The organism is Pseudomonas sp. Sample_10 (genome assembly GCF_004321495.1).
In the GTDB taxonomy this organism is placed as follows: domain Bacteria; phylum Pseudomonadota; class Gammaproteobacteria; order Pseudomonadales; family Pseudomonadaceae; genus Aquipseudomonas.
In genome coordinates, this window is record NZ_RCOE01000220.1 from 21370 (window position 1) to 47086 (window position 25717).

At 57.5% G+C, this 25717-nt stretch carries 28 protein-coding genes; 18 read left to right on the forward strand and 10 right to left on the reverse strand.

What is annotated here, in order from left to right; translation table 11 throughout:
• Positions 1-90: 90 nt before the first annotated feature.
• The 5 genes from atuD (at position 91) to D8U18_RS21530 (ending at position 5129) form a co-directional block, all read left to right on the forward strand.
• On the forward strand, positions 91-1248 hold the full coding sequence (atuD, locus tag D8U18_RS21510) for a citronellyl-CoA dehydrogenase (RefSeq protein WP_130904077.1): 1158 nt from the start codon (positions 91-93) through the stop codon (positions 1246-1248).
• Positions 1245-2042 (forward strand): enoyl-CoA hydratase-related protein, encoded by a 798-nt coding sequence (locus tag D8U18_RS21515; protein WP_056856351.1) that lies wholly within the window; start codon positions 1245-1247, stop codon positions 2040-2042. Before atuD ends, D8U18_RS21515 begins: the two co-directional genes overlap by 4 nt.
• Before the next feature lie 157 nt (positions 2043-2199).
• Complete coding sequence (locus tag D8U18_RS21520) at positions 2200-4161, forward strand: acetyl/propionyl/methylcrotonyl-CoA carboxylase subunit alpha (protein ID WP_131108378.1); 1962 nt, start codon at positions 2200-2202, stop codon at positions 4159-4161.
• A 71-nt stretch (positions 4162-4232) separates the two neighbouring features.
• Entirely contained in the window at positions 4233-4775 is a 543-nt protein-coding gene (locus D8U18_RS21525; protein ID WP_056856353.1) for an exonuclease domain-containing protein, read from the forward strand.
• A 69-nt stretch (positions 4776-4844) separates the two neighbouring features.
• Positions 4845-5129 (forward strand): pyrimidine/purine nucleoside phosphorylase, encoded by a 285-nt coding sequence (locus D8U18_RS21530; RefSeq protein WP_056856354.1) that lies wholly within the window; start codon positions 4845-4847, stop codon positions 5127-5129.
• A gap of 69 nt (positions 5130-5198) precedes the next feature.
• Here the strand turns inward: D8U18_RS21530 and D8U18_RS21535 are convergent, their stop codons facing one another.
• A complete protein-coding gene (locus tag D8U18_RS21535) occupies positions 5199-6005 on the reverse strand; it encodes an MOSC domain-containing protein (protein WP_056856355.1) in 807 nt (268 codons plus the stop codon).
• 91 nt (positions 6006-6096) lie between these two features.
• Positions 6097-7032: a chemotaxis protein CheV gene (locus D8U18_RS21540; RefSeq protein ID WP_056856356.1), complete on the reverse strand. Its 936-nt coding sequence runs from the start codon at positions 7030-7032 to the stop codon at positions 6097-6099.
• 461 nt (positions 7033-7493) lie between these two features.
• Between D8U18_RS21540 and D8U18_RS21545 the strand changes: the two genes are divergently transcribed.
• From D8U18_RS21545 to D8U18_RS21555, 3 genes are all read left to right on the forward strand, one after another.
• Positions 7494-7964, forward strand: coding sequence for a hypothetical protein (locus D8U18_RS21545; protein WP_130904080.1), 471 nt, complete (start codon positions 7494-7496; stop codon positions 7962-7964).
• 500 nt (positions 7965-8464) lie between these two features.
• Entirely contained in the window at positions 8465-9358 is an 894-nt protein-coding gene (locus D8U18_RS21550) for a sensor histidine kinase (RefSeq protein ID WP_056856359.1), read from the forward strand.
• On the forward strand, positions 9355-10011 hold the full coding sequence (locus D8U18_RS21555; protein WP_130904081.1) for a response regulator transcription factor: 657 nt from the start codon (positions 9355-9357) through the stop codon (positions 10009-10011). The genes D8U18_RS21550 and D8U18_RS21555 overlap by 4 nt, the downstream gene beginning before the upstream one ends.
• Here the strand turns inward: D8U18_RS21555 and yegS are convergent.
• On the reverse strand, positions 9995-10912 hold the full coding sequence (gene yegS, locus D8U18_RS21560; RefSeq protein WP_056856361.1) for a lipid kinase YegS: 918 nt from the start codon (positions 10910-10912) through the stop codon (positions 9995-9997). The genes D8U18_RS21555 and yegS overlap by 17 nt on opposite strands.
• Before the next feature lie 228 nt (positions 10913-11140).
• Here yegS and D8U18_RS21565 point away from each other — a divergent pair, with 228 nt between their 5' ends.
• A complete protein-coding gene (locus D8U18_RS21565; RefSeq protein ID WP_131108379.1) occupies positions 11141-11452 on the forward strand; it encodes a hypothetical protein in 312 nt (103 codons plus the stop codon).
• A 62-nt stretch (positions 11453-11514) separates the two neighbouring features.
• Here D8U18_RS21565 and glp read toward each other — a convergent pair whose 3' ends face one another.
• Together glp and moaB are read right to left on the reverse strand one after the other, a co-directional pair.
• The gene (gene glp / locus D8U18_RS21570) at positions 11515-12741 is read right to left on the reverse strand and encodes a gephyrin-like molybdotransferase Glp (protein WP_130904082.1); all 1227 of its coding nucleotides are present in this window, start codon (positions 12739-12741) and stop codon (positions 11515-11517) included.
• On the reverse strand, positions 12725-13264 hold the full coding sequence (gene moaB, locus D8U18_RS21575) for a molybdenum cofactor biosynthesis protein B (RefSeq protein ID WP_046816112.1): 540 nt from the start codon (positions 13262-13264) through the stop codon (positions 12725-12727). The genes glp and moaB overlap by 17 nt, the downstream gene beginning before the upstream one ends.
• Positions 13265-13345: 81 nt before the next feature.
• Between moaB and mobA the strand changes: the two genes are divergently transcribed.
• Together mobA and D8U18_RS21585 are read left to right on the forward strand one after the other, a co-directional pair.
• Positions 13346-13948 carry a molybdenum cofactor guanylyltransferase MobA gene (gene mobA / locus D8U18_RS21580; RefSeq protein WP_130904083.1) on the forward strand — a complete coding sequence of 201 codons (603 nt, stop codon included), beginning with the start codon at positions 13346-13348 and terminating at the stop codon, positions 13946-13948.
• 77 nt (positions 13949-14025) lie between these two features.
• Positions 14026-14247, forward strand: coding sequence for a YgdI/YgdR family lipoprotein (locus D8U18_RS21585; RefSeq protein WP_056856365.1), 222 nt, complete (start codon positions 14026-14028; stop codon positions 14245-14247).
• A 79-nt stretch (positions 14248-14326) separates the two neighbouring features.
• Here the strand turns inward: D8U18_RS21585 and D8U18_RS21590 are convergent, their stop codons facing one another.
• The 5 genes from D8U18_RS21590 to D8U18_RS21610 all read right to left on the reverse strand — a co-directional run bounded on the left by D8U18_RS21590 (position 14327) and on the right by D8U18_RS21610 (position 17765).
• On the reverse strand, positions 14327-14605 hold the full coding sequence (locus D8U18_RS21590) for a hypothetical protein (protein WP_056856366.1): 279 nt from the start codon (positions 14603-14605) through the stop codon (positions 14327-14329).
• A gap of 126 nt (positions 14606-14731) precedes the next feature.
• Complete coding sequence (locus D8U18_RS21595) at positions 14732-15622, reverse strand: pseudouridine synthase (RefSeq protein WP_056856367.1); 891 nt, start codon at positions 15620-15622, stop codon at positions 14732-14734.
• A gap of 71 nt (positions 15623-15693) precedes the next feature.
• The gene (locus tag D8U18_RS21600) at positions 15694-16011 is read right to left on the reverse strand and encodes a hypothetical protein (protein WP_056856368.1); all 318 of its coding nucleotides are present in this window, start codon (positions 16009-16011) and stop codon (positions 15694-15696) included.
• A 167-nt stretch (positions 16012-16178) separates the two neighbouring features.
• Positions 16179-16415, reverse strand: a complete 237-nt coding sequence (locus D8U18_RS21605; RefSeq protein WP_056856369.1) for a glutaredoxin family protein — start codon at positions 16413-16415, stop codon at positions 16179-16181.
• Positions 16416-16556: 141 nt separating this feature from the next.
• Entirely contained in the window at positions 16557-17765 is a 1209-nt protein-coding gene (locus tag D8U18_RS21610; RefSeq protein ID WP_056856370.1) for an ammonium transporter, read from the reverse strand.
• 327 nt (positions 17766-18092) lie between these two features.
• Between D8U18_RS21610 and D8U18_RS21615 the strand changes: the two genes are divergently transcribed.
• The 7 genes from D8U18_RS21615 to D8U18_RS21645 all read left to right on the forward strand — a co-directional run bounded on the left by D8U18_RS21615 (position 18093) and on the right by D8U18_RS21645 (position 25691).
• On the forward strand, positions 18093-18407 hold the full coding sequence (locus tag D8U18_RS21615) for a YqjD family protein (protein WP_008055105.1): 315 nt from the start codon (positions 18093-18095) through the stop codon (positions 18405-18407).
• A gap of 2 nt (positions 18408-18409) precedes the next feature.
• Entirely contained in the window at positions 18410-18799 is a 390-nt protein-coding gene (locus D8U18_RS21620; RefSeq protein ID WP_056856371.1) for a phage holin family protein, read from the forward strand.
• Positions 18796-19140, forward strand: a complete 345-nt coding sequence (locus tag D8U18_RS21625; protein ID WP_056856372.1) for a hypothetical protein — start codon at positions 18796-18798, stop codon at positions 19138-19140. The genes D8U18_RS21620 and D8U18_RS21625 overlap by 4 nt, the downstream gene beginning before the upstream one ends.
• Before the next feature lie 140 nt (positions 19141-19280).
• Positions 19281-20609, forward strand: coding sequence for a deoxyguanosinetriphosphate triphosphohydrolase (locus D8U18_RS21630; RefSeq protein ID WP_056856373.1), 1329 nt, complete (start codon positions 19281-19283; stop codon positions 20607-20609).
• Between the two features lie 172 nt (positions 20610-20781).
• On the forward strand, positions 20782-21168 hold the full coding sequence (locus D8U18_RS21635; RefSeq protein WP_056856887.1) for a response regulator: 387 nt from the start codon (positions 20782-20784) through the stop codon (positions 21166-21168).
• A gap of 246 nt (positions 21169-21414) precedes the next feature.
• The gene (locus tag D8U18_RS21640; RefSeq protein ID WP_056856374.1) at positions 21415-22041 is read left to right on the forward strand and encodes a response regulator transcription factor; all 627 of its coding nucleotides are present in this window, start codon (positions 21415-21417) and stop codon (positions 22039-22041) included.
• A gap of 8 nt (positions 22042-22049) precedes the next feature.
• Complete coding sequence (locus tag D8U18_RS21645) at positions 22050-25691, forward strand: transporter substrate-binding domain-containing protein (protein WP_131108380.1); 3642 nt, start codon at positions 22050-22052, stop codon at positions 25689-25691.
• Positions 25692-25717: the final 26 nt, after the last annotated feature.

A 25717-nucleotide genomic window follows, 5' to 3' on the forward strand; every position in this document is an offset into this window, starting at 1 on the left:
CGGACGCAGAGCGTCCATAGAGGCGTTACCACGCAGACGGTTCGACGCCTCGACGTGGAAACGATCATGGATCAGAGGAGAACAATAAAAATGATCTTCACCCAGGAACACGAAGCACTGCGCCGCACCGTTCGCCAATTCGTCGAACACGAGATCAACCCCCATGTCGAGGAATGGGAAAAAGCCGGGCGTTTTCCGATCCATGAGATATTTCGCAAGGCGGGCGACCTCGGTTTGCTGGGCATTTCCAAACCGGAAAAATTCGGCGGCATGGGCCTGGACTACAGCTATTCGATTGTCGCTGCCGAAGAGTTCGGCACCATTCATTGCGGCGGCATTCCGATGTCCATCGGCGTGCAGACCGACATGTGCACCCCGGCCCTCGCCCGCTTCGGCTCCGATGAACTGCGAGACCAGTTCCTGCGCCCGGCCATCAGCGGCGAGCAGGTCGGTTGCATTGGCGTCTCCGAAGTCGGTGCCGGTTCCGATGTGGCCGGGTTGAAAACCACCGCGCGCAAGGATGGCGACGACTACGTGATCAACGGCAGCAAGATGTGGATCACCAACTCGCCAAGCGCCGATTTCATCTGTTTGTTGGCCAACACTTCGGACGACAAACCGCACATCAACAAGTCGCTGATCATGGTGCCGATGAACACGCCAGGTATCAGCCTGAGCTCGCACCTGGACAAACTCGGCATGCGCAGTTCGGAAACCGCCCAAGTGTTTTTCGACAACGTGCGCGTGCCGCAGCGCAACCGCATCGGCCATGAAGGCGCGGGGTTCATGATGCAGATGCTGCAGTTCCAGGAGGAACGCCTGTTCGGCGCGGCCAACATGATCAAAGGCCTGGAGTACTGCGTCGACAGCACCATCGAGTACTGCAAGGAGCGCAAGACTTTCGGCAATGCGTTGATCGACAACCAGGTCATTCACTTCCGCCTGGCTGAACTGCAAACCGAAATCGAATGCCTGCGTGCGTTGGTCTATCAGGCCACCGAACAGTACATCAAAGGCCAGGACGTCACGCGTCTGGCGTCGATGGCCAAACTCAAGGCCGGTCGGCTGGGCCGCGAGGTCAGCGACAGTTGCCTGCAATACTGGGGTGGCATGGGTTTCATGTGGGACAACCCGGTGGCCCGCGCTTATCGCGATGTGCGCCTGGTGTCGATTGGCGGCGGTGCCGACGAAATCATGCTGGGCATCATCTGCAAACTCATGGGCATCCTGCCGGGGAAAAAGAAATGAGCACCCTGCCCGATTGCCAGACGCTGCTGCTGGAACTGCACAACGGCGTGCTGCACGTCACCCTCAACCGCCCGCAAAGCCGCAATGCCATGAGCTTGCAGATGGTTGCCGAACTGCGCGCGGTGCTGGCGGCGATTCATGACGACCGCACCGTTCGTGCATTGGTCATCGGCGGTGCCGGCGGCCACTTCTGTGCCGGTGGCGACATCAAGGACATGGCCAACGCCCGTACCCAGGGTAGCAGCGCGCACCGCGATTTGAACCGGGTGTTCGGTGCGCTGCTGCAAGAAGTGCAACACGCACCGCAAGTGGTCATTTGCGTATTGCAAGGCGCTGTGCTTGGCGGTGGTTTTGGTCTGGCCTGTGTCAGCGACATCGCCATAACCGAGCATTCGGCGCAATTTGGCCTGCCGGAAACCAGCCTTGGCCTGCTGCCGGCGCAAATCGCACCGTTCGTGGTCCAGCGCATCGGCCTGACCCAGGCCCGGCGCCTGGCACTGACGGCGGCGCGCTTCGATGGCACCCAAGCGCGGCGGATGGGCCTGGTGCACTTTGTCGAGCACGATCCGCAAGCCCTGGCCGAGCGTCTCGATGAGGTGCTGGCGCATGTACTTTGCTGCGCACCGCAAGCCAATGCTGCAACCAAAAAACTGTTGCTGGCCAGTGCCGGACAACCTTCGGACGCGCTGCTCGACCAAGCCGCCGAGTGGTTCAGCGAAGCGGTGACCGGGGCCGAGGGCGTCGAGGGAACCATGGCCTTTGTGCAAAAACGCAAACCGGGGTGGGCCTCCTGAAAAGCATCGCTGGCAAGCCAGCTCCCACAGGGACCTGTGTCGCACACACAACCTGTGAAAGCTGCCACAGGAATCTGTGTCGCACACACAACCTGTGGGAGCTGGCTTGCCAGCGATGAGGCCCGAACAAGCACTGCAAACTCAAGAGAGCTATCCCATGCCCGGATTCAGCAAAATCCTCATCGCCAACCGCGGTGAAATCGCCTGCCGCATCCAACGCACCGCCCAGGCGCTGGGTTATCGCACCGTCGCCGTGTTCAGCGATGCCGATGCCGATGCACTGCACGTAGAAATGGCTGACGAAGCCGTCAACATCGGTCCGGCCCCGGTGCAACACTCTTATTTGAACATTCCGGCAATCATCGACGCCGCCCGGCGCACCGGCAGCGATGCCATCCATCCCGGCTACGGTTTCCTCTCGGAGAACGCTGGATTCGCCCTCGCCTGCCGGGAGGCCGGCATCACCTTCATCGGCCCCAGCCCTGAAGCGATTGAACTGATGGGCAGCAAACGCCTGTCGAAAATCGCCATGAGCGAAGCGGGTGTGCCCTGCATCAAAGGCTATCAAGGCGCCGCTCAGGATGACGCGACCCTGAGCCGCGAAGCCGAACGCATTGGTTATCCGTTGATGATCAAAGCCAGCGCCGGCGGTGGCGGGCGGGGCATGCGCCTTGTGCATGACAGCAGGGTTTTGCTGGAGCAGATCCGCACGGCACGCTCTGAAGCGCTGAACGGTTTTGGCAACGGTGAACTGATTCTGGAACAGGCGTTGATCGAGCCACGCCATGTCGAGGTGCAGTTGTTCGGCGACCAGCATGGCAACCTGATCTATCTCGGTGAACGGGACTGCTCGATCCAGCGTCGCCATCAGAAGGTCATCGAGGAAGCCCCTTGCCCGGTAATGACTGACGTATTGCGCCAGGCCATGGGAGAAGCGGCGCTCAAGGCCGGGCGGGCCGTGAATTACGTCGGCGCCGGCACGGTGGAGTTCCTGCTCGATGCACGGGGGCAGTTTTACTTTCTGGAAATGAACACCCGCCTGCAAGTGGAACATCCAGTGACGGAGTTGATCACCGGGCTTGATCTGGTGGCCTGGCAACTGAACATTGCCGATGGCCAACCGCTGCCATTGCGTCAGGAGCAAGTACAACTCACCGGCCACGCCATGGAAGTGCGTTTGTATGCTGAAGACCCCGCCCAAGGCTTCCTCCCGCAAACCGGACGCATTGCGGGGTGGGAACCCGCTTTGCGCGACGGCGTGCGGGTCGACCACGGTCTGATCGAGGGTCAGAACATCAGCCCCTTCTATGACCCGATGCTGGGCAAAATCATTGCTTACGGCGCCACCCGCGAAGAGGCCCGGCGCAAGCTGCTGCGGGCGGTGCAGGACAGCGTCCTGCTGGGCATGCAAAGCAATCAGCGCCTGCTCGCCAGCCTGTTGCAACATCCGGCATTCATCGCTGGAGAATTCAGCACTGGATTGATCGCCCAAGCGTTTGCCGATCATCCGTGCCTGCAACCCTTTGCGCCCAACCCTGAGCAATTGGCAATCGCCGCCGCCCTGCTCTATCAGGCCTCGGCCGGGACGCACCGTGCCTCATTGGCCGGGTGGCGCAATAACGCCAGCGTGCCGCTGCACTATCGCCTCGGCCTGGAGGATCAGCAATGGTCGGTGGTGTTGAACGCCGTACCGGGAGAGATCTACCGGATTGAAGCCGTCGGCCACAGTCTTGAGGTGAAGCTCATTCACAGCGACGGACACTGGGCCACGCTGGAAATCGACGGGATCCGTCAACGCCATGCCTATCGCCTTGAGGGCAAACAACTGTGCCTGTTCACCCGCCCCGGCAGCTTGGCGCTGGAGGACCGAACCCAGGCCCGGGTCAGCAGCCAGGCCAACGTCAGTTCAGGCACCCTCAAGGCGCCGATGGACGGCGCGATCGTCGACGTGCTGGTCAGCGAGGGCAGCGCCGTCAGCAAAGGCCAGCTTTTGGTCGTGCTCGAGGCGATGAAAATGGAGCATCCGCTCAAATCCGGCATCGACGGCGTGCTCAAGCGCTTGCAGGTTCGGGTCGGCGACCAGGTGAAAAACCGCCAGATTCTGTTGGAGGTCGAATAAGCCGCTAGGCGGAACCGCCGGGTTTGGCTACGCTCAAAGGCTATCAGGACGCGGATACCAGGAACCCTGCGATGCCTCATTGGCTGGTCATTGATTTGGAAGCCACCACCGACGAGGGTGGTTGGCCCGTTACAGAAATGGAAATCATCGAAATCGGTGCCACCCTGGTGGATCGCAAGGGACGTGAACTGGATCATTTCCAGCGATTTGTCCGCCCAACGCGCCGACCGTTGCTCACGCCATTTTGCCGGGACCTGACGCACATCACCCAAGCCAACATCGATACCGCGCAACCCTTGGGCGATGTCTGGCCCTTGTTCGAGCGTTGGCTCGGCCAACATCACAGCCGCCTCGAAGGCTGGGCCAGTTGGGGCGATTACGATCGCAAGCAATTGCTGCAGGAATGGCAGCGCCTGCAACTCGACAGCGTCTTGAGTCGCATCCAGCACATGAATCTCAAACAACGCTTTGCCAAAGCCCGACGGCTGGAACGTCCGCTGGGCCTCAATGGCGCCTTGCAACTGGCCGGTCTGCAATTTACCGGTCAGCAGCATCGGGCGCTGGAAGACGCTCGCAATACCGCACGACTGCTACCACTGGTTCTGCCGCTTTAGACAGGTGACGCCAACAAAGGCCTTGTGCATACTGGCCGGCCATTTTTAGCCCTTTTCGAGGAATCGCCCATGTTTAAAGTCAACGAGTACTTCGACGGCACTGTCAAGTCGATCGCCTTTGGCACCGCTGACGGTCCGGCGACCATCGGCGTCATGGCTCCGGGCGAATACGAATTCGGCACTGCCCAGCGTGAAGTCATGCACGTGGTGTCCGGCGCCCTGACCGTCAAGCTGCCAGACAGCAACGACTGGGAAACCTTCGCCGCCGGCAGCCAGTTCAACGTGCCTGCCAATAGCAAGTTCCAGCTGAAAGTGGCCGTCGACACCGCTTACCTGTGCGAATACCACGGCTGATCCCCTGGGTTTCACAGCGCAAAAAAATGCCCGCATCCAAGGACGTGGGCATTTTTTTATTCACCGATTCTATTCAAGGATGGTCACCGGCATGCCGACTTCCAGCCGGCCATTACCGTCGTTGACCAGATTTTGCCCGAACATCGCGCCATCCGCTTCGGACCGATATTTTTGCAAAGTGGCGAACGGTTCGCGATCGGCGTTGCGTTCGCCGGTCTGAGGGTCGATGGTGGTCAGGATGCAACGTGAACACGGCTTGACCACTCGGAATTCGACTTCACCAATGCGAATACGCTTCCAGCCATCTTCGGCAAACGCATCAGCGCCTTCGATCACCAGATTCGGGCGAAATCTCAGCATTTCCATAGGCCGCCCGACTTTTTCCGACAGATCGTCCAGCGACGCCTGCCCGATCAACAACAACGGAAAGCCATCCGCGAACGCAACCTGATCGTCATCCTTGCCATATCCGGCCTGGGTGGTTCTTGCACGGTCGAGTGGCACTTGCACCAGGCGTGTCGGTTTACCGATAAATTCACTGACCCAGGCACCTGCGGCGTCACCGGCATCGGGCACACGCAGCGTATCGCGCCAGATGGTCACACCGCGCAGTTCGGCTTCGCTGGCGGGCAAGGCGATATCAATCGGCGCATGGCCCGGGGCACTGAGGGTCAAGCCGCCAGCAGCATTCCACAACGCCGACAGCTGACTCATTTTCGCCACCGCTCGCTGGGTCAGGAAACGCCCGCTGGCCTCGTCCACCAGCATCCAGCGTCGATCCCCGTCGAGGCCAAGCTTGTCGAGACCGATCTGTTGCAGGATTTCGCCCTTGCCGGATTTCAACGGATAACGATAAAGCGCACTCAGACGCAGCATGACCAGCTCCCTGATGGACCAAAAACGCCACCCTATACGAGCTTGATCGCCGAATCAAAGGCTGACTCAACGCCAGCCTCATGTGCGAAGGTCAGGCTGGAACGGCGTCGAGCATCAGGCGCTGGCGCACCACGTCGACGAGTTTGTCCGGCTGGAACTTGGAGAGGAAGTTGTCACAGCCGACCTTCTTGACCATCGAATCATTGAAACTGCCGGACAACGACGTGTGCAGCACAACATACAGACCGCGCAAGCGCGGGTCATTGCGAATTTCCGTGGTCAGGCGATAACCGTCCATTTCCGGCATCTCCGCATCGGTAAAGACCATCAGCAGTTTGTCGGTCATGTTCACACCCGTATCGGCCCAGGCCTTGAGCATGTTCAGCGCCTTCAAACCGTCGCTGGCGATGTGCATTTTCACCCCTAGCTGACCCAACGTGTCGCGCAGTTGCGCCAGCGCCACATTGGAGTCATCCACCAGCAGTACTTCACGACCACGGGCGCGCTCCAGCACCGGATCATCAAGCTTGTCGCGGGACACCTTGGCGTTATAAGGGACGATTTCGGCCAGGACCTTTTCGACATCAATGATTTCCACCAATTGGTCATCGACCTTACTGATGGCAGTCAGGTAATGCTGGCGACCGGCGCTGGTCGGCGGCGGCAAAATCGCTTCCCAGTTCATGTTGACGATGCGATCCACACCTCCAACCAGGAATGCCTGCACCGAGCGGTTGTACTCAGTGACGATGATCGTGCTGCCAGGGCCGGGCACCAGTGGACGCATGCCGATCGCCTGGGACAGGTCGATCACTGGCAGAGTCTGGCCACGCAGGTTGACCACACCGCACACAAACGGATGCCGCTGGGGCATCAACGTCAACTTTGGCAATTGCAGGACTTCTTGCACTTTGAACACGTTAATTGCGAACAATTGCCGCCCGGCAAGCCGGAACATCAGAATTTCCAGGCGATTCTCACCCACCAGTTGCGTACGTTGGTCTACCGTATCGAGAATGCCGGCCATCAATCACTCCTGGGCTTGTACTGATGAAATCACTAATAGAGGGTTATCGGCTGTATTTGCCGGACCTTGACCCTGTTCAAAATGCCGCGTCCAAACATTGATGTCACATTAACATCATGCTTTACTGGCGTTGTATTTTCATCTGCTACATTTCCCAGGCGCGACAATAGTTTACGCGTCAGGTTCCGTTGCGTAAGGGATTCCCCTAGCAACAATCAGGTGCAACCTGATATTCGCGATATCCAATAGCCATTAATGTGACGCCATTCTCATTGCATGAACGGAGTCAGGCTTTTGTGTGCGATCGCAAGTAAGTGGCCAGCTACCCTTTTGACTTCTCCAGCCTGCTCTCCTGCCGGCCAGAGCGCGATCTCACGACGACCCGGTTACGCCGGGGCGACAATCGTCCTCGTCGACACACACGACATCCCCTCATTTGACATGACGTTGTGGAGATAAGCATGCCGAACAATCGCACAGAATGGGCAAAGCGGGTCCCGGAGTTTCTTGTCGAAGCCGAAACCCTCCTGGCCAAAACCGAAGAATGCCTCAGTCACCTGCAACTGATCAGCAATGACAAGGACGCCATCGACTGCTTGCTCAGCACCCTTCTCAAGCTCGCCAGCAAGGCCGATGCCCTCGCACTGGCGGCCGTTTCAGAGTTTTCGTTGCACATCCACGGCTTGCTCAATCATGCGCAGCATCACATGGATCTGCACGACGAAGCCCTGGCCGCACTCAAGGACTGCCTGACGTTGATCGCCTGGCAACTTGAGTTGATCGATCAGAAGACCGGCCAACTCAGTCTCGACGAAAGCGAACAGACGACCCTGATCGAAGCGTTCGCCTTCCAGGTCGGTCAGCAGCATTTCCAGCCTGCGGTTAATTCCAGACCGTTTACACTCGTTTCCTATATGGAACGCCAGGCTTGAATGCCATCAATAGAGCGCAACTCCATGTGTTTGTGGCCAACGGCGCTATATAACCTGGCCAAGTACAGGTCGTAATTGAACATTACGTACCCATTAACGACATCTTCGAACAAACCATTATTCCTGCGTTTTTCCTGCCAGCTCGTTCAGAGCGTCGCTTGGCGCAAATGGATCCAAACCCCTATGTTCAAGGGGAACCGGTGACAGCAGCGACCACACATTTCCCAACATGGAACTACCGTACAAAACGGACTGTTTCCTGACTTCCTGGACATATAACCCAAGCGCGACCAACGGTATGTTCGGTGTTATTATGGCGCCCATTAGTTGACGTCAATTAATGGCGATGTGATTGTGGGTGACTGCAACGACCAAGTTCCATCCTGGATTTCTCATTCAGATAGTACGTCCCGTTGAAGTCCATGCATGACACTACAAAACAGAGATCCGTCAGCCATGACCGGTCTGCCCGCAGCGAACCTCCATTGGCTCCATCCGCTATGTACGCCAGTTTCAAGTCAATCACCATGTGGCCACCCTCACGAGAAAACGCTCGCCGGTTCACGCTATTGCTATGTGCCAGCTCGACGCTCGGCAGTCTGCTCATCTACGGCCTGTCCACTCGCCTGCCCCTCGGCCTGCTGATACTGGATATCGCGGCACTTGGCTGTGTCTGGGTGCAATATCGCCTGTCGCGCAAGTCGATCAAGTTTCAACCGCAAGAACTCGCCGACCGACTCCTGCAAGTTCAGGAGAACGAGCGCCATCGCCTGAGTCGGGAGCTGCATGACGACATCGGCCAATTGCTGACTGCTGCAAAACTGCAAAGTGACTGGCTCAAACGCCGAATGCCGGAAGAGCTTCAGGGGCAATGTGCGGTACTTTGCGACACGCTGGAGGAGACGCTCGCCAAAGTGCGCGACGTATCGGCCATCCTCAATCCTCGGCAACTGACCAGCCTGGGCCTCGAAGCCAGTCTGCGCGCGCATTTACTCAAGACGCTGGCCAACTCCCCGGTGCATTGGAGCCTGGAATGCCATCAACGCCTGACCGGCATACCGGAAGAAATGGCCGTCGCGGCATTTCGCATTACCCAGGAAGCCGTCACCAATATGCTGCGACATGCTGAGGCAAAGAATCTGCTGGTGTGTCTTAAACGCTTGCCCCAGGGATTGAGCTTGTTGATCAGTGATGACGGCCAAGGTTTTGCGCCTGCCATTGATCCGGGCCGCGAGGGGCAGCGCGGAATGGCTGGAATGTCGGAGCGGATCAGCCAGCTGGGCGGTACATTGACCGTTACCAGCGAGCCTGGCAAAGGCACGCAAATCCAAGCACTCTTCCCCTGGGCGCCCCGTGCGCTTGAGCGGGCCAGTACGAATAAGGTTATGCATTGACTTGTCACTTACTTCTGGTGGATGACCACTCGCTGATCAGGGCTGGCGTGCGCGCCCTGGTGCTGGACCTTCCTGGCTACGACGTCATTGGCGAGGCCAATGACGGCTCACAATTGCTCGCGATGGTCGAACACCTGTCCCCGGATATCGTCCTGCTGGATATTTCCATGAAGCAGACCGGCGGCCTTGAAGCCTTGCAGCAACTCAAAAGGATTCGCCCGCAAAGCAAGGTGCTGATCCTGTCGATGCACACTGACCCCGCGCTGATCATGCAAGCGCTCGAATCCGGGGCCCACGGCTATTTACTCAAAGACACGACGGCTACTGAACTGGAGCATGCGCTGCAAGCCTTGCGTAACAATGAACGCTACCTCAGCCCGGCGATCGCCCATACCGTGATCAACCAGGCACTGACCCGCAACCAGAAACACCCGGCCCCGGCAGACTCGCACAACCTGACCGCCCGCCAACTGGAAATCCTGCGCCTGATCGTTCGCGGGAAATCCACTCGGGAAATTGCCAACGGCTTGGGCTTGAGCGTCAAGACGGTCGAGACCCACCGCTCGCAAATCATGAAGCGCCTGCAGATCTACGATGTGGCTGGCCTGGTGTTGTTTGCCGTGCGCGAGCAAATCATCAGTCTGGACGATTGACGACCTCATTTACGCTCAACAATGGAGAGTCGACCGGCAGATGCACTCGCAATGCTCCCGGCTGCGCGCAGAAGCGCAGATTGTCACCCTCCAGCGGTTCGCCATCGAGGTTGATGTACAACCCCTCAGCCACCTTGATCTCGACCCACGGCAGTCGGGCGCGGACAAACATGCTATCGATGCCGAATCCATCCGTCAGCAAGCTTTTCAAGGTCCCGACCACTTCCTGTGGCGCTGGCAAAATGCTGATATCGAGCAGTCCATCGTCCGCCAGGGCTTGCGGACATAATTCATGTCCGCCGCCAGCCTGCCGGCCATTGCCGATGCCCAGGGCCAGCAGCTCTCCGCTCCAATGAAAGTCCGGCCCCTGCAGTTCACCGTAAGCGGCGTGCAGCTCACTGAACCGTGACAAACCGGTGAACAGATAGGCCGCACCACCGAGCACCTTTTTCAGGTCCTCGGAAGTATTGGCTGTGACCTGACTGCCGAATCCCCCCGTAGCCATGTTGAGAAAGACTTGCCCACCGACCTCCCCCAGATCGATGGAACTCGCAGCGACGTCCAGTAGATCCAGAGCCAGAGCAGGTTCCAGAGGAACGCCAGCGGCGCGCGCAAAGTCATTGGCCGTTCCAAGAGGCATCAGCACCAGGCTTGCCTGCGTCGACTGCGCGGCCATGGCCTCGGCAATATCACGCAAGGTGCCGTCGCCCCCGCCCGCAACGATTTTCGGGTAACCCGCGGCCAGTGCCTCTTCCACCAGGCGCTGCGCATCGCCAGCTTCCCAGGTCAATCGAACGGCGAGCTCCCAACCCTGTTCACGCCTGGCTTCAACGGCAGCGCGCACATCCTCGTTGAGCGCCTGCTTGCCATGCAGAATCAACAGCGCCTTGCGTTCACTCATGGTGTTCACTCCCGGAATTGAATGGCGTATGAAAGATGTTGACCTCCTTGCCCCCACTAAAAGTTGCACGCTGACGATCTTTTTCCAGACGGGCGCCCTAGAAGCCCTTCAAGACGGGATTTTTCCCACAAAACCTTAGGAATCCGCTCAATTGACCAATACCTGTGATTGGTACACCTTGGTGTCTACGGATTTCACTCAGCAGCAGGACAAACACAAGGACGTGCCATGCAAAACCATGACATCAGGCTTCCAGTGATGCCGGTCGTGCCCACCGCTACACAACGCACTGATCAGATGACGGATTTCGCAAGCAGCAAAAAACCCAAGGGAGAAGTCGATATGGAACCTCGCGTCATCGAGCTGGAGACACACCTGAAATACATTCGCAAGGACATGGAAGAAGTGCGCAATGACGTCAGGTCAATAAAACACAGACTCGCCTATTCCGCGGGCGGAACGGCGGTGGTCCTGGGACTGCTTGGCTGGATCGCCAACAGTCGCTTCGATCAGCTTGTCACACTGCTGCTGGCTCATTAAGCCACCCAAACGCAAAACCCGGTTTCGTCAACCGGGCTTGCGAGCTTTCATTGCCGCGAGAATCAAATCAATACTTCACTCAACGGAATGAAACTAACGCTATCACCTGCGACCAACGTGCGCCCTTCCATGACTTCAACCAGTCCATCAGCCCAGGCGGCACTGCGCAGCACGCCAGAGCTCTGATTTTTGTAGATGATCGCCCGACCGTTCTCAAGGCGACCGCGCAAGTATTCGCGTCGATTGCCTGCAATGGGCCAGTCAAAGCCGCATTGCACTTGCATGTTCAACGGCGCGACATCCTTGACGCCCAGACGACGCAAAAGATAAGGCCTGGTCAACAAGGCAAAGGTCACAAGCGTCGACGCCGGGTTACCGGGCAGACCGATGACTGGAACGCCACGAAAATGTCCAAATGTCAGCGGCTTGCCCGGCTTGATAGCGAGCTTCCACAAACTCAACTCACCCTCTTCCCGCAAGGCAATGCCCAGAAAATCGGCCTCACCCACCGATACACCGCCGGTCGAGAGAATCAAATCGACATCTTTCAGTTCGCCGAGTCGCGCGCGCGTGGTGACAAGATCGTCTGGAAGAATACCGGCATCGACCACTTCACAACCCAAACGCTGCAGCCAACTGCAGAGCAGCACGCGGTTACTGTTATAGATCTGCCCTGGGCCTAATGCTTGACCTGGCTCAATCAACTCGTCGCCAGTGGACAGAACCGCGACGCGGATCTTGCGAACCACATCCAGCTCAGCACAACCCAACGACGCAGCCAAACCTTGCTCGATCGGCCCCAGGCGCGTACCCGCTGGCAAAACCAGTTCTCCGACAGTCGTTTCCTGGCCCTGTGGTCGAATGTTTTGCCCGGGGTTCATGACTTCGGTAAACGCTACTCGCTCGTCCGACTGGACTTCAGCGTTTTCCTGCATCTCGACACAATCGGCGCCGGCGGGAACAGGCGCCCCGGTGAATATCCGGGCACAGGTGCCTGGCTGCAAGGGCTCGGGAACCTTGCCTGCAAAAATTTTCTGGCTGACAACCAGTGGTTCTCCGGTCCAGTCAGCAATACGTAGCGCATAGCCATCCATGGCACTGTTCGGCCACGGCGGGAGATCCAGCGTCGACAGCAGATCATCCGCCAACACACGACCCTGAACCTGAGCCAACGGCAAGCGTTCACGTTGAAGAATTCTCGTGGCGTCCGCCATTTCCAGTAACCGCGCCAGTGCTGCCTCAACGGGCATCAGGCTACCGGTCTTGCCCGGCTTACCCACGGGATTCACAAGGGGCTGCCTGTTTCAAATGAGTGACGAAGTTGCATGGGCGATGGCGTGAATCCAACTGCTCGCCAAGAATGCCGTCCCAACCGGTACGCACCGCATTGGTCGAACCAGGCAAGCAGCAGACCAGCGTGCCATTCGCCAGGCCAGCCAAGGCGCGGGACTGGACCGTAGACGTGCCGATGTCCGCCACGGAGATCTGGCGGAACAGTTCACCGAACCCATCAACTTGTTTATCGAGCAGGCAGCTCACCGCTTCCGGAGTACTGTCGCGACCGGTGAAACCGGTGCCGCCAGTGATCAGCACGACCTGCACGACCTCGTCGGCAATCCAGTTGGCGACTTGCGCACGAATTTTGTAGAGATCATCTTTGAGCAGTACACGGCACGCCAGGTTATGGCCGGCCGCCGTCAAACGGTCGACAAATACCTGACCTGATGTATCGGTTTCCAGGGTACGGGTGTCGCTGACCGTCAACACCGCAATGTTCAGCGGCGCGAAAGGTACATCAGCCTTGGCTTTCATAGGCTCGTCCAGTTGTAGGAGAAACAGCCCGGTGTTATATCACAGCGCCCCCTTTTTTCGCCGCCCCCCTGGAGAACTGCCATGACTTCGATTGCACAATTGCCGTCCTGCTCCATTCTGCTCCTGGCAGGCGGGCGCGGCCAACGCATGGGCGGACAGGACAAAGGGTTACTGGAATGGCACGGCGAGCCGCTGATCGCGCATTTGCATCGCAAGACGCGCCCCCTGAGCGATGACCTGATCATTTCCTGCAATCGCAACATGGATAAGTACGCTGCCTACGCCGACCAGTTGGTTCATGACGACGAAGGCGACTTTCCTGGGCCGCTGGCCGGCATTCGTGCTGGCTTGAAAGCAGCCCGCCATTCGCATTTATTGGTCTTGCCATGTGACGTTCCCCGCATCGATGCTGCCCTGCTTGCCAGCATGCGTGAAACCGCCAGCCTGCATCCCGACAAACCGTTGATGTTGCGCCATGACGAACACTGGGAACCGTTGCTGTGCGTCATCCCCGTAGCCCTTCGCGCAGACTTTGAAAGTGCCTGGCAAGAGGGCGAACGAAGCCCGGGGCGATTGATGCGCAAGTTGGGCGCTACTGCCCTGCAGTGCCCCGATAACGACCCTCGCCTGGCCAACCTCAACACGCCGGACCTGTTAAGCACGCACGACACTGTGTCAGACTGACACTACCCAAGGAACTTGCAGGCGCCGTTCACGTCTCAAGCTCAGGTAACCTAAAGAATTCATTTCGGAGACACACCATGACTCAACGGACCCTGGCCACTTTCATGCTCGCACTGGGCCTCGCCACCCTCGCCGGTTGCGCATCGCCTACAGTGATCACCTTGAATGACGGTCGCGAAATCCAGGCCGTCGACACGCCACAATATGACGATGATTCGGGCTTCTACGAATTTGAACAGCTGGATGGCAAACAGACCCGCATCAACAAGGATCAGGTTCGTACCGTTAAAGAGCTGTAATCTTCGCGGTGAATACCGGATAAAAAAATGCCCCGACCAATCGGGGCATTTTTTTGTCTGTTTCATGAGTACCGAAGGGCTATGGATTCGGCTCGTTGTTCAGTTTATCGACCCGGGCCAACGCTTGTGTGGCTTCGGTGATGCATTTCTTGTCATCGTTGGCCGCCCGGGCTGCTTCAGCGCTTGCCTGCATCCGCTTGATTTCCATGGTGGTGTTTTCGGATGTGGCTGGCAGGCTCGTTACTTTGTCCTTGAGCTCCTGAAGCTTGATGGCGCAAAGGTCATTGTCAGCGGCGAAAACGGGAGAGGCCAGCATTGCAGCGCAAATGAACATTCCAGCAAAAACGGTACGTTTCATGAGTATCTCCAGGCTTGGACAGTCCCGGGATTGCGTGTCGCAGCTCCGGGATCATTGATCGCCACATTTGTGGTGCATGATCAAATGACTGCAAACCCGGGTGAAAATTCTATTTCAGTTCCGGGATCACCATTGCAGGGTGATCGAGCTCTCGAATTCCCGGTCCTCTCCACTGACCGGATCGACAAACTTCAGCCCTTGCGCCAGTAGCTTCAAAGGATTGGCGTAGTCATCTTCCACGTCCTTGAGTACCTGGGGATAAAACGGATCGTTACAAATGCTGGCGCCCAAAGCTGTCATGTGGACCCGTAACTGGTGCTTCTTGCCCGTCACCGGATAGAGCCCATAACGCCACAGATCGCCATTTTTTTCCCTGACCTCCACCGCCGTCTCGGTGTTGCTGATGCCCGGACCTTCCTGCATGCGGAAAAACGGTTCGCCATCAATCAGTCGGCTTTTATGGATCAGCGGAAAAGACAGATCAGGTAATGCCCGGGCAATGGCTTCGTAGCGTTTTTCGATCTGCCGTGTTGGAAACAGGGACTGATACGCCGAACGACTTTGCGGGTTGGCGGAAAACAGCACCAGGCCAGCGGTATGGCGGTCGATGCGATGCAGGGGCACCAGATGGGGATTATCGAGACGGCGGATCAGCCGTCTCAGCAATGTCTGCTCCACGTATTCCCCGGCCGGGGTCACGGGAAGAAAATGCGGTTTGTCCGCCACGACCAGATGCTCATCCGCGTACAGGATCGACTCCGTCACGGGGATGGTTTTTTCGTCTGGCACTTCGCGAAAATAGTGAATCCGTAAACCTTCCTTGTACGGCAGATCAACGGCGATCGGCACTCCGTGCCCATCGAGAACGCGGCCTCGCGCAACCCTGTCCAGCCACTGATCACGACTGATGGCGCTGAAATGCTCGCACAGGCATTCAATTACGGTCCGCCACGGGCCAGGTGGCAAATAGAGCGTGCTGGCCTGGCTGTGTGCGGCAGAAAAAGATGAAGTGGACATACGAACGTTCTAACCCTCAATGCAGAACGGCATTATCCAACAGCAACGGGGGCGAACCTAGCAGAGATTCTTCAGGCTGGAATCTGCCTGCGCGCCGCTGCCTCGGTGTACTCCTTCAGCCAGCGCAGTACATCGACCGCCTCCCAACGCCCCGGATCGTAGAGCGCATACAACAAGCCCTGATAGCCCACCACATCCAGTTGCCGGTGATAGCCAGCACGCTGGAACAAGGCTTCGATTTCTGCAAAACAGGTATTGAAGTGGACCTTGTTGAACGGAGTTTTTCCCTCCGTTACCAGACCGTCCAGACGCAACTCGAGGACCGCCTCACGTACCACGTCCACCGACATCAGGTTGACGCTGCTTTTCAATTGCTCGACATTGACCACGATTCTTCCCTCTCACGCCCGCACCCGCACGCTTCAGCCGATAACCGGCGGCGGCAAGGCTGCATTGCGAATAACTGTATGCGCATACAGTATCCGAATACCATCCTTCAAGCCAAGAGGATCAATCGCAAAGTTCGACAGGCGGGAACGTCGTGCCGGGAAAATTTCTACCGCAAAAATGCCACCACATCATCGGCACTGAAGGGCCAACCCAGTTCAGCCCCTGTATCGACCCGGCGCAACACCGGAATGCGCAGGCTGTAAGCCGCAAACCAGGTTTCGTCGTCGGCAATATCCACCAGTTCCACCAGCAGACCACGCTCGACGAATTCCATCAGCATGGCTTCGGCCACTTCACAGAGATGGCACCCCAGGGTGCCGAACAACTGACATTCAGGAAGCATGAGGGCTCAACCGAAGAAATTAAGTGACCATTCTAGGCCTGCCCTGAAAAACCGTCGAGCCATTGTAATATCTGGCCTGTAGCCAGGGACCGCTACCGCCTCCGGCTCGATTTCCAGCCCGGGCCGAAGGCGGTGGAAGGGTCAATCCTGACTGACAGCACCGATCTTGTGCACCGACAAATCCGCGCCGTAGTACTCCTCTTCCTGACTCAGTCGCAAACCGTGGAACGCCTTGATCGTGCCGTACACGGCAAAGCCGCCGGCCAACGCCACCATCACACCTGACGCGGTACCGATCAACTGGCTGATCAGGCTCACGCCCCCCAGCCCACCCAATTCGCTCTGGCCGAAGATGCCGCAGGCGATCCCGCCCCACACACCGCACAAGCCATGCAACGGCCAGACCCCCAATACATCGTCGATATGCCATTTGCTTTGCGCGGCGGTAAAACACCAGACAAACAGTGCCCCGGCGACGGCGCCGGTCACGAGTGCTCCCACCGGATGCATGAGGTCGGAACCGGCGCAGATCGCCACCAGTCCGGCCAATGGGCCGTTGTGCAGAAAGCCGGGATCGTTGCGGCCGACAATCAGGGCCGCCATTGTGCCCCCGACCATGGCCATCAGGGAGTTGATCGCCACCAGCCCGCTGACCCCCTGCAAGGTTTGCGCACTCATCACGTTGAAACCGAACCAGCCGACAATGAGAATCCACGAGCCCAATGCCAGGAACGGAATACTCGACGGTGCGAACGCCACCAACCGCCCTTCGCGATAGCGCCCATTGCGTGGTCCCAGCAACAACACCGCGGCCAGTGCCAGCCAGCCGCCCATGGCATGGACGACAACAGAACCGGCAAAGTCGTGGAAACCGGCGCCGAAATGCGCCAGCAGCCAGGCTTGCAAACCAAAATTGCCATTCCAGACGATGCCTTCAAAGAAGGGATAAATGAACGCCACGATGAGTGCCGTCGCACACAGTTGCGGCACGAATCTCGCCCGTTCGGCGATACCTCCGGAAATGATTGCCGGGATCGCCGCGGCGAAAGTCAGCAAAAAGAAAAACTTCACCAGAGCGTATCCATGATCGGCATTGATCACCGCCGCCGGTTGCATAAAGGTGACACCGTAGGAGATCCAATAGCCTATAAAGAAGTAAGCCAACGTTGAAATCGCAAAGTCGCTGAGGATTTTCGACAATGCGTTGACCTGGTTTTTTTGTCGGACCGTTCCGACTTCGAGGAAGGCGAACCCGGCGTGCATGGCCAGAACCATGACGGCGCCGATCAGAATGAACAACGTGTTGGAACTATGGACCAGGCTGTCCACAGCGCTTTGCATATTTTCCATGGATTTGGCAGACCTTAAGGCTGAAAAAAGCACCAAAGCAGTTCGCGCGGGCAATCCATGCACCAAGTTGTGACCTATCAAAACGACTAGCTCACTCCCGATGAACCGCTTTGAGGCACAGGGTTCGTCAAGTCCGATCGGGGCCGGACAAATCGCGCGGGGTTCGATTGTTTGAGTTATGGTTTCAGGCAAACCTTGCCCAGCAACAGCGCATGCGGACAGGCCGGCGCACCACGACACAGCAAAAGTTGTACCAGTCATTTGTACTGAACCTTCGCGCAAGGCTCATACTCGAACGTTTCAGAAAGCCACTTATGGAGATCACCAATGGCCAGCATCAAGGCAAAGACTGCTCAAGAAATCCTGATGAGCGATTTTCAGACACTGGTCAGCGACACCGAACGGTTGCTCGAGCACACCGCGTCTCTGGCCGGTGATCAGGCGGATGAGCTGCGAGACCAGATCCACGACAGTCTTCTGCGGGCACGGGAAACCTTGAAACTGACTGAAGACTCCCTGCGCGAACGCGGCAAAGCTGCCGTCACCGCCACTGAAGATTATGTCCAGGCCAACCCTTGGCAATCGGTCGGGATTGCCGCCGGCGTGGGTTTCCTGATTGGCCTTCTGGCGACACGGCGCTGATTATGGCGATCGGTGACCCCGTCTCGCCCGAGACCAGCCCAAGTTCCTCATCGCGGCGCCTGGGTGCTGCATTCCTTGGCTTGCTGCACAGTCACGTCGAACTGTTTGGCATTGAGTTGCAAGAGCAGAAGGCCCGCACCGTAAGCTTGCTGCTGTTTGCAGGCCTGGCGTTGGTATTTGCCTTGCTGTTGCTCGTGGGGCTATCAACGCTGGTGCTGATTCTGTTCTGGGACACCTATCGTCTGGCGGCGATTATCGGGCTCTGCGTGTTCTATACCCTGGCAGCGATCTTCTGCGGCATGCGCTTGAGAGCGGCCATCTTCGATGAATCCTCGCCCTTCCATGGCACCCTGGAAGAACTGGCCAATGATCGGGAGCGTCTGCTGCCATGAACCTGCCTGAACTTCCAAGAAACAGTTCGCGTACGGAAATGCGCAAGGCGCTGATCCGCCTGCGCATGGAAATGCATCGCCAGGAAATCCGCCATGAATCGGGCCAACTGCTGCAGCCCCTGCAGCGTGTTCGCGGCATGACGCAAAATTTGCAGGACGGTTTCGGTATCAAGCACGCTCCACTGTGGGGTGTGGCCGCCGTCACCTTGCTTGGTTTTCTGACCGGCAAGGGCGCAAAACATGGCGGTGGCATCAGCAGCCTGACCCGGCTGGTTCGACTGGGCACCACCCTGGGACCTCTGGTCAAGCTGGTCATGCAAGGCTCCTCGCGCAAACAGTAGCGGCCACGCTGCTGTTTGTACGCAGCAAAAACATGCGGGATGAACCTCTTCATCGAGGGGGTCATCCCGCGTGCCACTTGCAGGTCGCAGTGTGAACCGGGAAGCTAGGCTCATCAGTCACCTGACGGAGAGAACCAGCCTTGGATTGGCATACCCTGCTTACCCGCGAACGCCTTGGGAAGCCGCTGCATAGCCCGCAAGAGCTCGGCCGCAGCCCTTTTCACAAAGACCATGACCGGATCATTTTCTCAGGTGCGTTCCGCCGCCTCGGACGCAAGACCCAGGTTCATCCGGTGTCCAGCAACGACCACATTCACACTCGCCTGACGCACTCGCTGGAAGTCAGTTGCGTCGGCCGATCGCTGGGGATGCGCGTCGGCGAAACCATTCGCAACGCCCTGCCAGACTGGTGCGACCCCAGCGACCTGGGAATGGTCGTTCAATCGGCCTGCCTGGCCCATGACATCGGCAACCCACCGTTTGGTCACTCTGGCGAAGATGCGATTCGCCACTGGTTCCAACAAGCCGCTGGCCGGGGCTGGCTGGACGCGATGAGCGAAGCCGAGCGCAATGACTTCCTCAATTTCGAAGGCAACGCCCAAGGCTTTCGGGTACTGACTCAACTGGAGTACCACCAGTTCGATGGCGGCACGCGATTGACCTACGCCACGCTCGGCACTTACCTGAAATACCCATGGACGGCCAAGCACGCCGATTCGCTGGGTTACAAAAAGCACAAATTCGGCTGCTATCAAAGCGAGCTGCCGCTGCTGGAGCAGATTGCCCAGAAGCTTGGCCTGCCACAACTTGAAGACCAGCGCTGGGCGCGCCACCCGCTGGTGTACCTGATGGAAGCCGCCGATGACATCTGCTACGCGCTGATCGATCTGGAAGACGGCCTGGAAATGGAGTTGCTGGAATACGCCGAAGTCGAGTCCCTGTTATTGGACCTGGTGGGTGACGATTTGCCGGAAACCTATCGCCAGCTCGGCCCCAGGGATTCACGTCGGCGCAAACTGGCGATTTTGCGTGGCAAGGCCATCGAGCACCTGACCAATGCCGCTGCCCGCGCCTTCGTCGAGCAGCAGCACACCTTGCTGGCCGGAACGCTCCCCGGGGATCTGGTGGAGCACATGCACGGCCCTGCCAAGCGTTGCGTCCTGAATGCAAAAGACATGGCGCGCAAAAAAATCTTCCAGGACAAACGCAAGACCTTGCACGAGATCGGTGCCTACACCACGTTGGAAATTTTGCTCAACGCCTTTTGCGGTGCGGCACTGGAGCAGCATGACGGTCGCACGCCATCCTTCAAGAGTCGGCGGATTCTCGACCTACTGGGCAACAACGCGCCCGACCCGCATGGCCCTTTACACACCTCGTTTCTACGAATGATCGACTTCATCGCCGGCATGACCGACAGCTACGCCAGCGATATGGCGCTGGAGATGACCGGGCGCTCCAGTCACTGAGCCAGATCGGCCATTACGTCATTCGTAATGGCCGATTAACCGCGGATAACTCAAGAGCATTCAACGTTCGCGGAATATCCCTACAGCCAATGTCGAGTGAACTGATCGATTGTTCAGAGTTGTCAGGAAACAATCACGACTATTTTTGTACAACATCATAAGCGTGGTAAAGATGATAAAGGACAATCTGCGCATCTTGCTGGTGGAAGACCATCCGTTTCAGCTCAGGGCAACACAATATTTATTAGAAAGTTTTGGTTTTACCCGACTGATTACAACCGATTGTGCCCAAGGTGCGTTTCAGGAAATGAACCGCGCCGAGCAGCCGTTCGATATTTTATTGTGTGACCAATGTCTGCCGGACATGCCTGGAATCGAGCTGGTCAAACTGGCCAGCGAGCTTGGAATGATCAGGCAAGCAATCCTGCTGAGCAGCCTGACGTCCGCAGAACTGGATGGCATAGAAAACTCGGCAAACATTCACGACCTTCCTTTACTTGGTTACTTGATAAAACCATTGAAACAATCTGAATTTATACAACTATTGACCTTGACATAACCATTGAAAGCCAATTTAAAACAGTCAAAAAAAGCAGTAAAAGCCCCGAAGTAAACTTCCTGCCAAACACAAACATACAAAGTAACTTTTATTCACCCTCATCAAAAACCTAGTTACCACGTAAGGCTATTCTTTATCACTTGTAGGAACTTTCCTATATTGCAGGTACAGCCGCAGCTGTTTGTACGTCACCTCGACTATCTGAGCTAAGGTGCGCGCTTTATTGAGCTCGCATGGGATTTGATTATGAACTCCGTTTTTATCGTCGACGATCACCCTGTCATCCGACTTGCCGTTCGCATGCTGCTGGAACACGAAGGTTTTAAAGTCGTTGGCGAAACCGATAACGGGGTCGACGCCATGCAAATGGTTCGCGAGTGCATGCCTGATCTGGTCATTCTCGATATCAGCATTCCCAAACTTGACGGGCTGGAAGTACTTGCCCGCTTCAACGCCATGAGCACTCCGCTGAAAACACTGGTTTTAACTGCACAATGCCCGACCCTTTTCGGTATTCGTTGCATGCAATCCGGGGCCTCGGGCTATGTATGCAAACAGGAAGAACTCAGTGAATTGGTCAGCGCGATAAAAGCGGTATTGTCGGGTTACAACTATTTCCCGAGCGAGGCGCTGAACCCTGTACGAAGTGATGATATTCGCTGGGCCGAACTGGAACTATTCAAGTCAGTCAACGACCGTGAGCTGATGGTATTGCAACTTTTTGCACAAGGCCGCACCAACAAGGAAATCGCCAAAGGCATGTTCCTGAGCAACAAGACTGTCAGCACTTACAAGAAACGTCTTATGCAAAAGCTCAAAGCCAAATCCCTGGTCGAACTCATCGAAATGGCGAAGCGCAACGCTTTGGTGTGAGAAAAACCATGCCCAGCCGCCTGACGGATTACCTGATACTGATGATCGCAGGCTTGTGCCTGAGCACTTCATTGTTCGCGGCACAGGGCGCTGAAAACTATGCCCTGTTGAGTCGCTCCACGGCCGGCACCCTGGAGATCTGGCTGGATGCCACGCAACGGCAATGGCTCGAGCATAAACGCGCGCTGGTCCTTGGAACGTCAGCACCGGATTATCCACCCTTCGACCTGACACTCAGCGGCCAGGATTATGAAGGTTTCACTGCCGATTACGCAGGCATCCTTGGTACTGTCACCGGCTTGCCGGTCAGGGTTCAACGCTTTGCGACCAGAAATGCTGCCATCGAGGCACTGGAAAGCGGCAAGATTGACCTTCTGGGAACTGCCAACGGGTTTGAAGCCCACAATGACAACATTGTCCTTTCCGCACCCTATGCCGTGGATCAACCGGTACTGGTGACACGCGAAGGTGAAACCAGGTCGTTGACCGATGGCCTCGCCGGCATGCGATTGAGCATGGTCTATCACTACTTGCCGCAGGAAGAAGTCAAAGCGCTTTATCCGAAGGCAATCATCACGTCCTATCCGTCCTACCAGAATGCGATCAACGCCGTGGCCTTCGACCAGGCCGATGTGTTTCTGGGCGATACCATTTCAACCCATTACATGATCAACAAGGGCTACCTGAACAACATCCGCATGGCCAACTTCGGCAAACACGAAGCCCACGGTTTCAGTTTCGCGGTGAACAAAAACAATCCACAACTGCTCGGCATCATCAATGCGATGCTGATGGCGGTTCCTGTAAGCATCCGGGAAGACATCGCCAAACGCTGGAGTGCCGGCAGCGACATTCTGCTCACCGATCACAAACTGGAACTCAGTTACAGCGAGGAGCGCTGGCTGGCACAACATCCAGTCGTGCGAGTGGTGGTCAACGAAGCTTTCGCGCCACTGACGTTTTTCGATAGCGCCGGCAACTTTCGCGGCGTGGCCGCGGACTTGCTCGAGCTGATCCGCTTGCGTACCGGGTTGCGCTTCGACATTCAGCGCAGCCGCAGTGACAGCGACATGATCGAACGGATCAAGCACAACCAGGCCGACCTGATCGCCGCCCTGCTCCCCAGTGCGCAGCGCGACACCCTGCTGAACTTCAGCCGCCCGTACCTGCAAAACTCCTACGTCTTGCTGACACGCAAGGCCCCGGACAGCCCGCTCAATCTTGAACAGCTCGAAGGCAAACGCCTGGCTGTCGCCCAAGGCAACCCGGTGGTGGAGTATCTGCGCAAGGATTTTCCCAGGATAAAACTCATTGAAACGCCGGATACATTCAGCGCCGTAGAGATGCTGGCCGAAGGTTTGGCCGAAGGTGCGGTCAACTCGTTGGTGATCGCCAACTACTTCATTTCATCGCGTCTGTTCGAGCGCTCGCTGCAGATCAGTACCACCATCGGCACCGAGCAGGCAGCCTTTTCCCTGGCAACCGGCCGCGAGGCCAAGGAGCTCAATGACATCCTCAACAAGGCATTGCTGAGCATCGCCCCGGAAGAACTGGGCATCATCAACAGCCGCTGGCGAGGGTATTCGGAGTCCACGCAAAACACCTGGCGAACCTTGCACCGGCTCTTCTACCAAATCGTCATAGGTGCCGGTGTATTGCTGATGATTTCCGTGGCCTGGAACGCGTACATGCGGCGCCAGATCAACCAGCGCAAGGCGGCCGAGCGAGCCCTGAACGATCAGTTCGAATTCATGCGTTCACTGGTCAACGGTACGCCTCACCCGATTTACGTACGCGACCGCCAGGGCTTGCTGCAAAGTTGCAATGACAGTTATCTGCAAGCGTTCTGCGCAAAACGCGAAGACGTCATCGGTAAAAGCGTGATTCAGGGCTCGATGAGCAATGCGTTCGAAGCCCTGGAGTATCAGGCCGATTACCAGCGTGTCGTGACCGAAGGCACGCCGCTGATTCTCGACCGTGCGCTGCACATCGGCGGCCGGCGATTGACGATCTATCACTGGATTCTTCCGTATCGGGATTCAAGTGGTGAGGTTCAAGGCATCATCGGTGGCTGGATCGATATCAGCGAACGGCGACAACTGTTCGATGATCTGCGCTTGGCGAAAGAACGCGCCGATGAAGCCAACCGGGCCAAAAGCACATTCCTGGCGACCATGAGCCATGAGATCCGCACCCCCATGAATGCAGTGATCGGCATGCTCGAGCTGACGCTCAAGCGCATTGAACACAACCATCCCGATCGCTCGGCAATCGATGTGGCGTATCACTCGGCCAAAGACCTGCTGGAGTTGATCGGAGACATACTCGACATTGCACGCATCGAATCCGGGCACCTGAGCCTGAGCCCTGAACGCGTCAATCCTGAAGAGATCGTGGCGTCGGTGGTGCGTATCTTCGATGGGCTTGCCCGGCAGAAAGCGCTCGAACTGCTGCTGGAATTCGAATCGGCCGATCCGCCCATGGATGTTCTGCTCGATCCTCTGCGCTTCAAACAGGTGCTGTCCAACCTGGTCAGCAACGCCATCAAGTTTACCGAGCAAGGCCAGGTCAGGATTGTCGTCCGACTGCAGCACGCCACCGAACCCGATCAGGCGGACATGATGTTGCAGGTCGAAGACAGCGGCATCGGAATCAGTGAAGAGGACCAACTGCGCCTGTTCGCGCCTTTCGCTCAGGCCGATGCCACCGGCCAGTCAGGCAGAGGTGGTGCCGGGCTGGGCCTGGTGATCAGCCGCAGCCTGTGCGAAATGATGGGTGGCCAACTGCAATTGAGCAGTCAGCCCGGGACAGGAACCAACGTGCGAATGTTGCTGCGCCTGCCCATGCTGCCGCGCGAGCCGCAGGTGGAAAAAATTGAAACCCCGCTCGCTACCGCCATTGCTCCGTTGCACGTCCTTGTGGTCGACGATCACGCCGCCAACCGCTTGCTCATGTGTCAGCAACTGGAGTTTCTGGGCCATCGTTTCCGCGTTGCGGCGGATGGTCAGGCAGCATTCGAGGCGTGGAAGAACGACAGGTTCGATCTGGTGATCGCCGATTGCAACATGCCGGTCATGAATGGCTACGCGTTGGCGCGCGCCATTCGCCGACACGAACAACACCTGCAATTGCCACCCTGCACCGTGCTGGGTTTTACCGCCAACGCGCAGCCCGAAGAAGTGCAACGCTGCAAACAGGCCGGTATGGATGACTGCCTGTTCAAGCCCCTGACGCTGACCGCCCTGAGTCAATGGGTCAACGGCCTGGCGCCTGCTCTTGTAACACCGGCCTTCAGCCTGCGCGCGTTGCAACAGTTGACCGGAGGAAATCCGCAGCTCAATCAGCGGTTGCTGGCCGAGTTGCTCAACAGTAACCGTCTGGATCGCCAGGCATTGAAGACGCTGTCGGGGTCAACCGAATCGCAACCATTTCTGGACATTGCCCACAAAATCAAAGGCGCCGCGCGAATCGTGCAGGCCTGCCGACTGATCGACTGTTGCGAGGCGCTCGAAGCCGCCTGCCGTGAACGCTTGCTGCGCGAAAAAGTGACCGAGCGCTGCACGGAACTGGAGCACGCGATGCTCGAACTGGAGCAGGCATTGCTGCTGCAAATCGACAAAACGGACCAAGGCGAAATGCCAGAGGCTTAACTATGCTTGGACGCTGAGCAGTGTGT

What these genes read in the sequence shown, in the direction of transcription:
- atuD (WP_130904077.1), top strand. Translation starts at nt 91, where the DNA reads ATGATCTTCACCCAGGAACACGAAGCACTGCGCCGCACCGTTCGCCAA.
- D8U18_RS21515 (WP_056856351.1), top strand. Translation starts at nt 1,245, where the DNA reads ATGAGCACCCTGCCCGATTGCCAGACGCTGCTGCTGGAACTGCACAAC.
- D8U18_RS21520 (WP_131108378.1), top strand. Translation starts at nt 2,200, where the DNA reads ATGCCCGGATTCAGCAAAATCCTCATCGCCAACCGCGGTGAAATCGCC.
- D8U18_RS21525 (WP_056856353.1), top strand. Translation starts at nt 4,233, where the DNA reads ATGCCTCATTGGCTGGTCATTGATTTGGAAGCCACCACCGACGAGGGT.
- D8U18_RS21530 (WP_056856354.1), top strand. Translation starts at nt 4,845, where the DNA reads ATGTTTAAAGTCAACGAGTACTTCGACGGCACTGTCAAGTCGATCGCC.
- D8U18_RS21535 (WP_056856355.1), bottom strand. Translation starts at nt 6,005, where the DNA reads ATGCTGCGTCTGAGTGCGCTTTATCGTTATCCGTTGAAATCCGGCAAG.
- D8U18_RS21540 (WP_056856356.1), bottom strand. Translation starts at nt 7,032, where the DNA reads ATGGCCGGCATTCTCGATACGGTAGACCAACGTACGCAACTGGTGGGT.
- D8U18_RS21545 (WP_130904080.1), top strand. Translation starts at nt 7,494, where the DNA reads ATGCCGAACAATCGCACAGAATGGGCAAAGCGGGTCCCGGAGTTTCTT.
- D8U18_RS21550 (WP_056856359.1), top strand. Translation starts at nt 8,465, where the DNA reads ATGTACGCCAGTTTCAAGTCAATCACCATGTGGCCACCCTCACGAGAA.
- yegS (WP_056856361.1), bottom strand. Translation starts at nt 10,912, where the DNA reads ATGAGTGAACGCAAGGCGCTGTTGATTCTGCATGGCAAGCAGGCGCTC.
- D8U18_RS21565 (WP_131108379.1), top strand. Translation starts at nt 11,141, where the DNA reads ATGCAAAACCATGACATCAGGCTTCCAGTGATGCCGGTCGTGCCCACC.
- moaB (WP_046816112.1), bottom strand. Translation starts at nt 13,264, where the DNA reads ATGAAAGCCAAGGCTGATGTACCTTTCGCGCCGCTGAACATTGCGGTG.
- mobA (WP_130904083.1), top strand. Translation starts at nt 13,346, where the DNA reads ATGACTTCGATTGCACAATTGCCGTCCTGCTCCATTCTGCTCCTGGCA.
- D8U18_RS21585 (WP_056856365.1), top strand. Translation starts at nt 14,026, where the DNA reads ATGACTCAACGGACCCTGGCCACTTTCATGCTCGCACTGGGCCTCGCC.
- D8U18_RS21590 (WP_056856366.1), bottom strand. Translation starts at nt 14,605, where the DNA reads ATGAAACGTACCGTTTTTGCTGGAATGTTCATTTGCGCTGCAATGCTG.
- D8U18_RS21595 (WP_056856367.1), bottom strand. Translation starts at nt 15,622, where the DNA reads ATGTCCACTTCATCTTTTTCTGCCGCACACAGCCAGGCCAGCACGCTC.
- D8U18_RS21605 (WP_056856369.1), bottom strand. Translation starts at nt 16,415, where the DNA reads ATGCTTCCTGAATGTCAGTTGTTCGGCACCCTGGGGTGCCATCTCTGT.
- D8U18_RS21610 (WP_056856370.1), bottom strand. Translation starts at nt 17,765, where the DNA reads ATGGAAAATATGCAAAGCGCTGTGGACAGCCTGGTCCATAGTTCCAAC.
- D8U18_RS21615 (WP_008055105.1), top strand. Translation starts at nt 18,093, where the DNA reads ATGGCCAGCATCAAGGCAAAGACTGCTCAAGAAATCCTGATGAGCGAT.
- D8U18_RS21620 (WP_056856371.1), top strand. Translation starts at nt 18,410, where the DNA reads ATGGCGATCGGTGACCCCGTCTCGCCCGAGACCAGCCCAAGTTCCTCA.
- D8U18_RS21625 (WP_056856372.1), top strand. Translation starts at nt 18,796, where the DNA reads ATGAACCTGCCTGAACTTCCAAGAAACAGTTCGCGTACGGAAATGCGC.
- D8U18_RS21635 (WP_056856887.1), top strand. Translation starts at nt 20,782, where the DNA reads ATGATAAAGGACAATCTGCGCATCTTGCTGGTGGAAGACCATCCGTTT.
- D8U18_RS21640 (WP_056856374.1), top strand. Translation starts at nt 21,415, where the DNA reads ATGAACTCCGTTTTTATCGTCGACGATCACCCTGTCATCCGACTTGCC.
- D8U18_RS21645 (WP_131108380.1), top strand. Translation starts at nt 22,050, where the DNA reads ATGCCCAGCCGCCTGACGGATTACCTGATACTGATGATCGCAGGCTTG.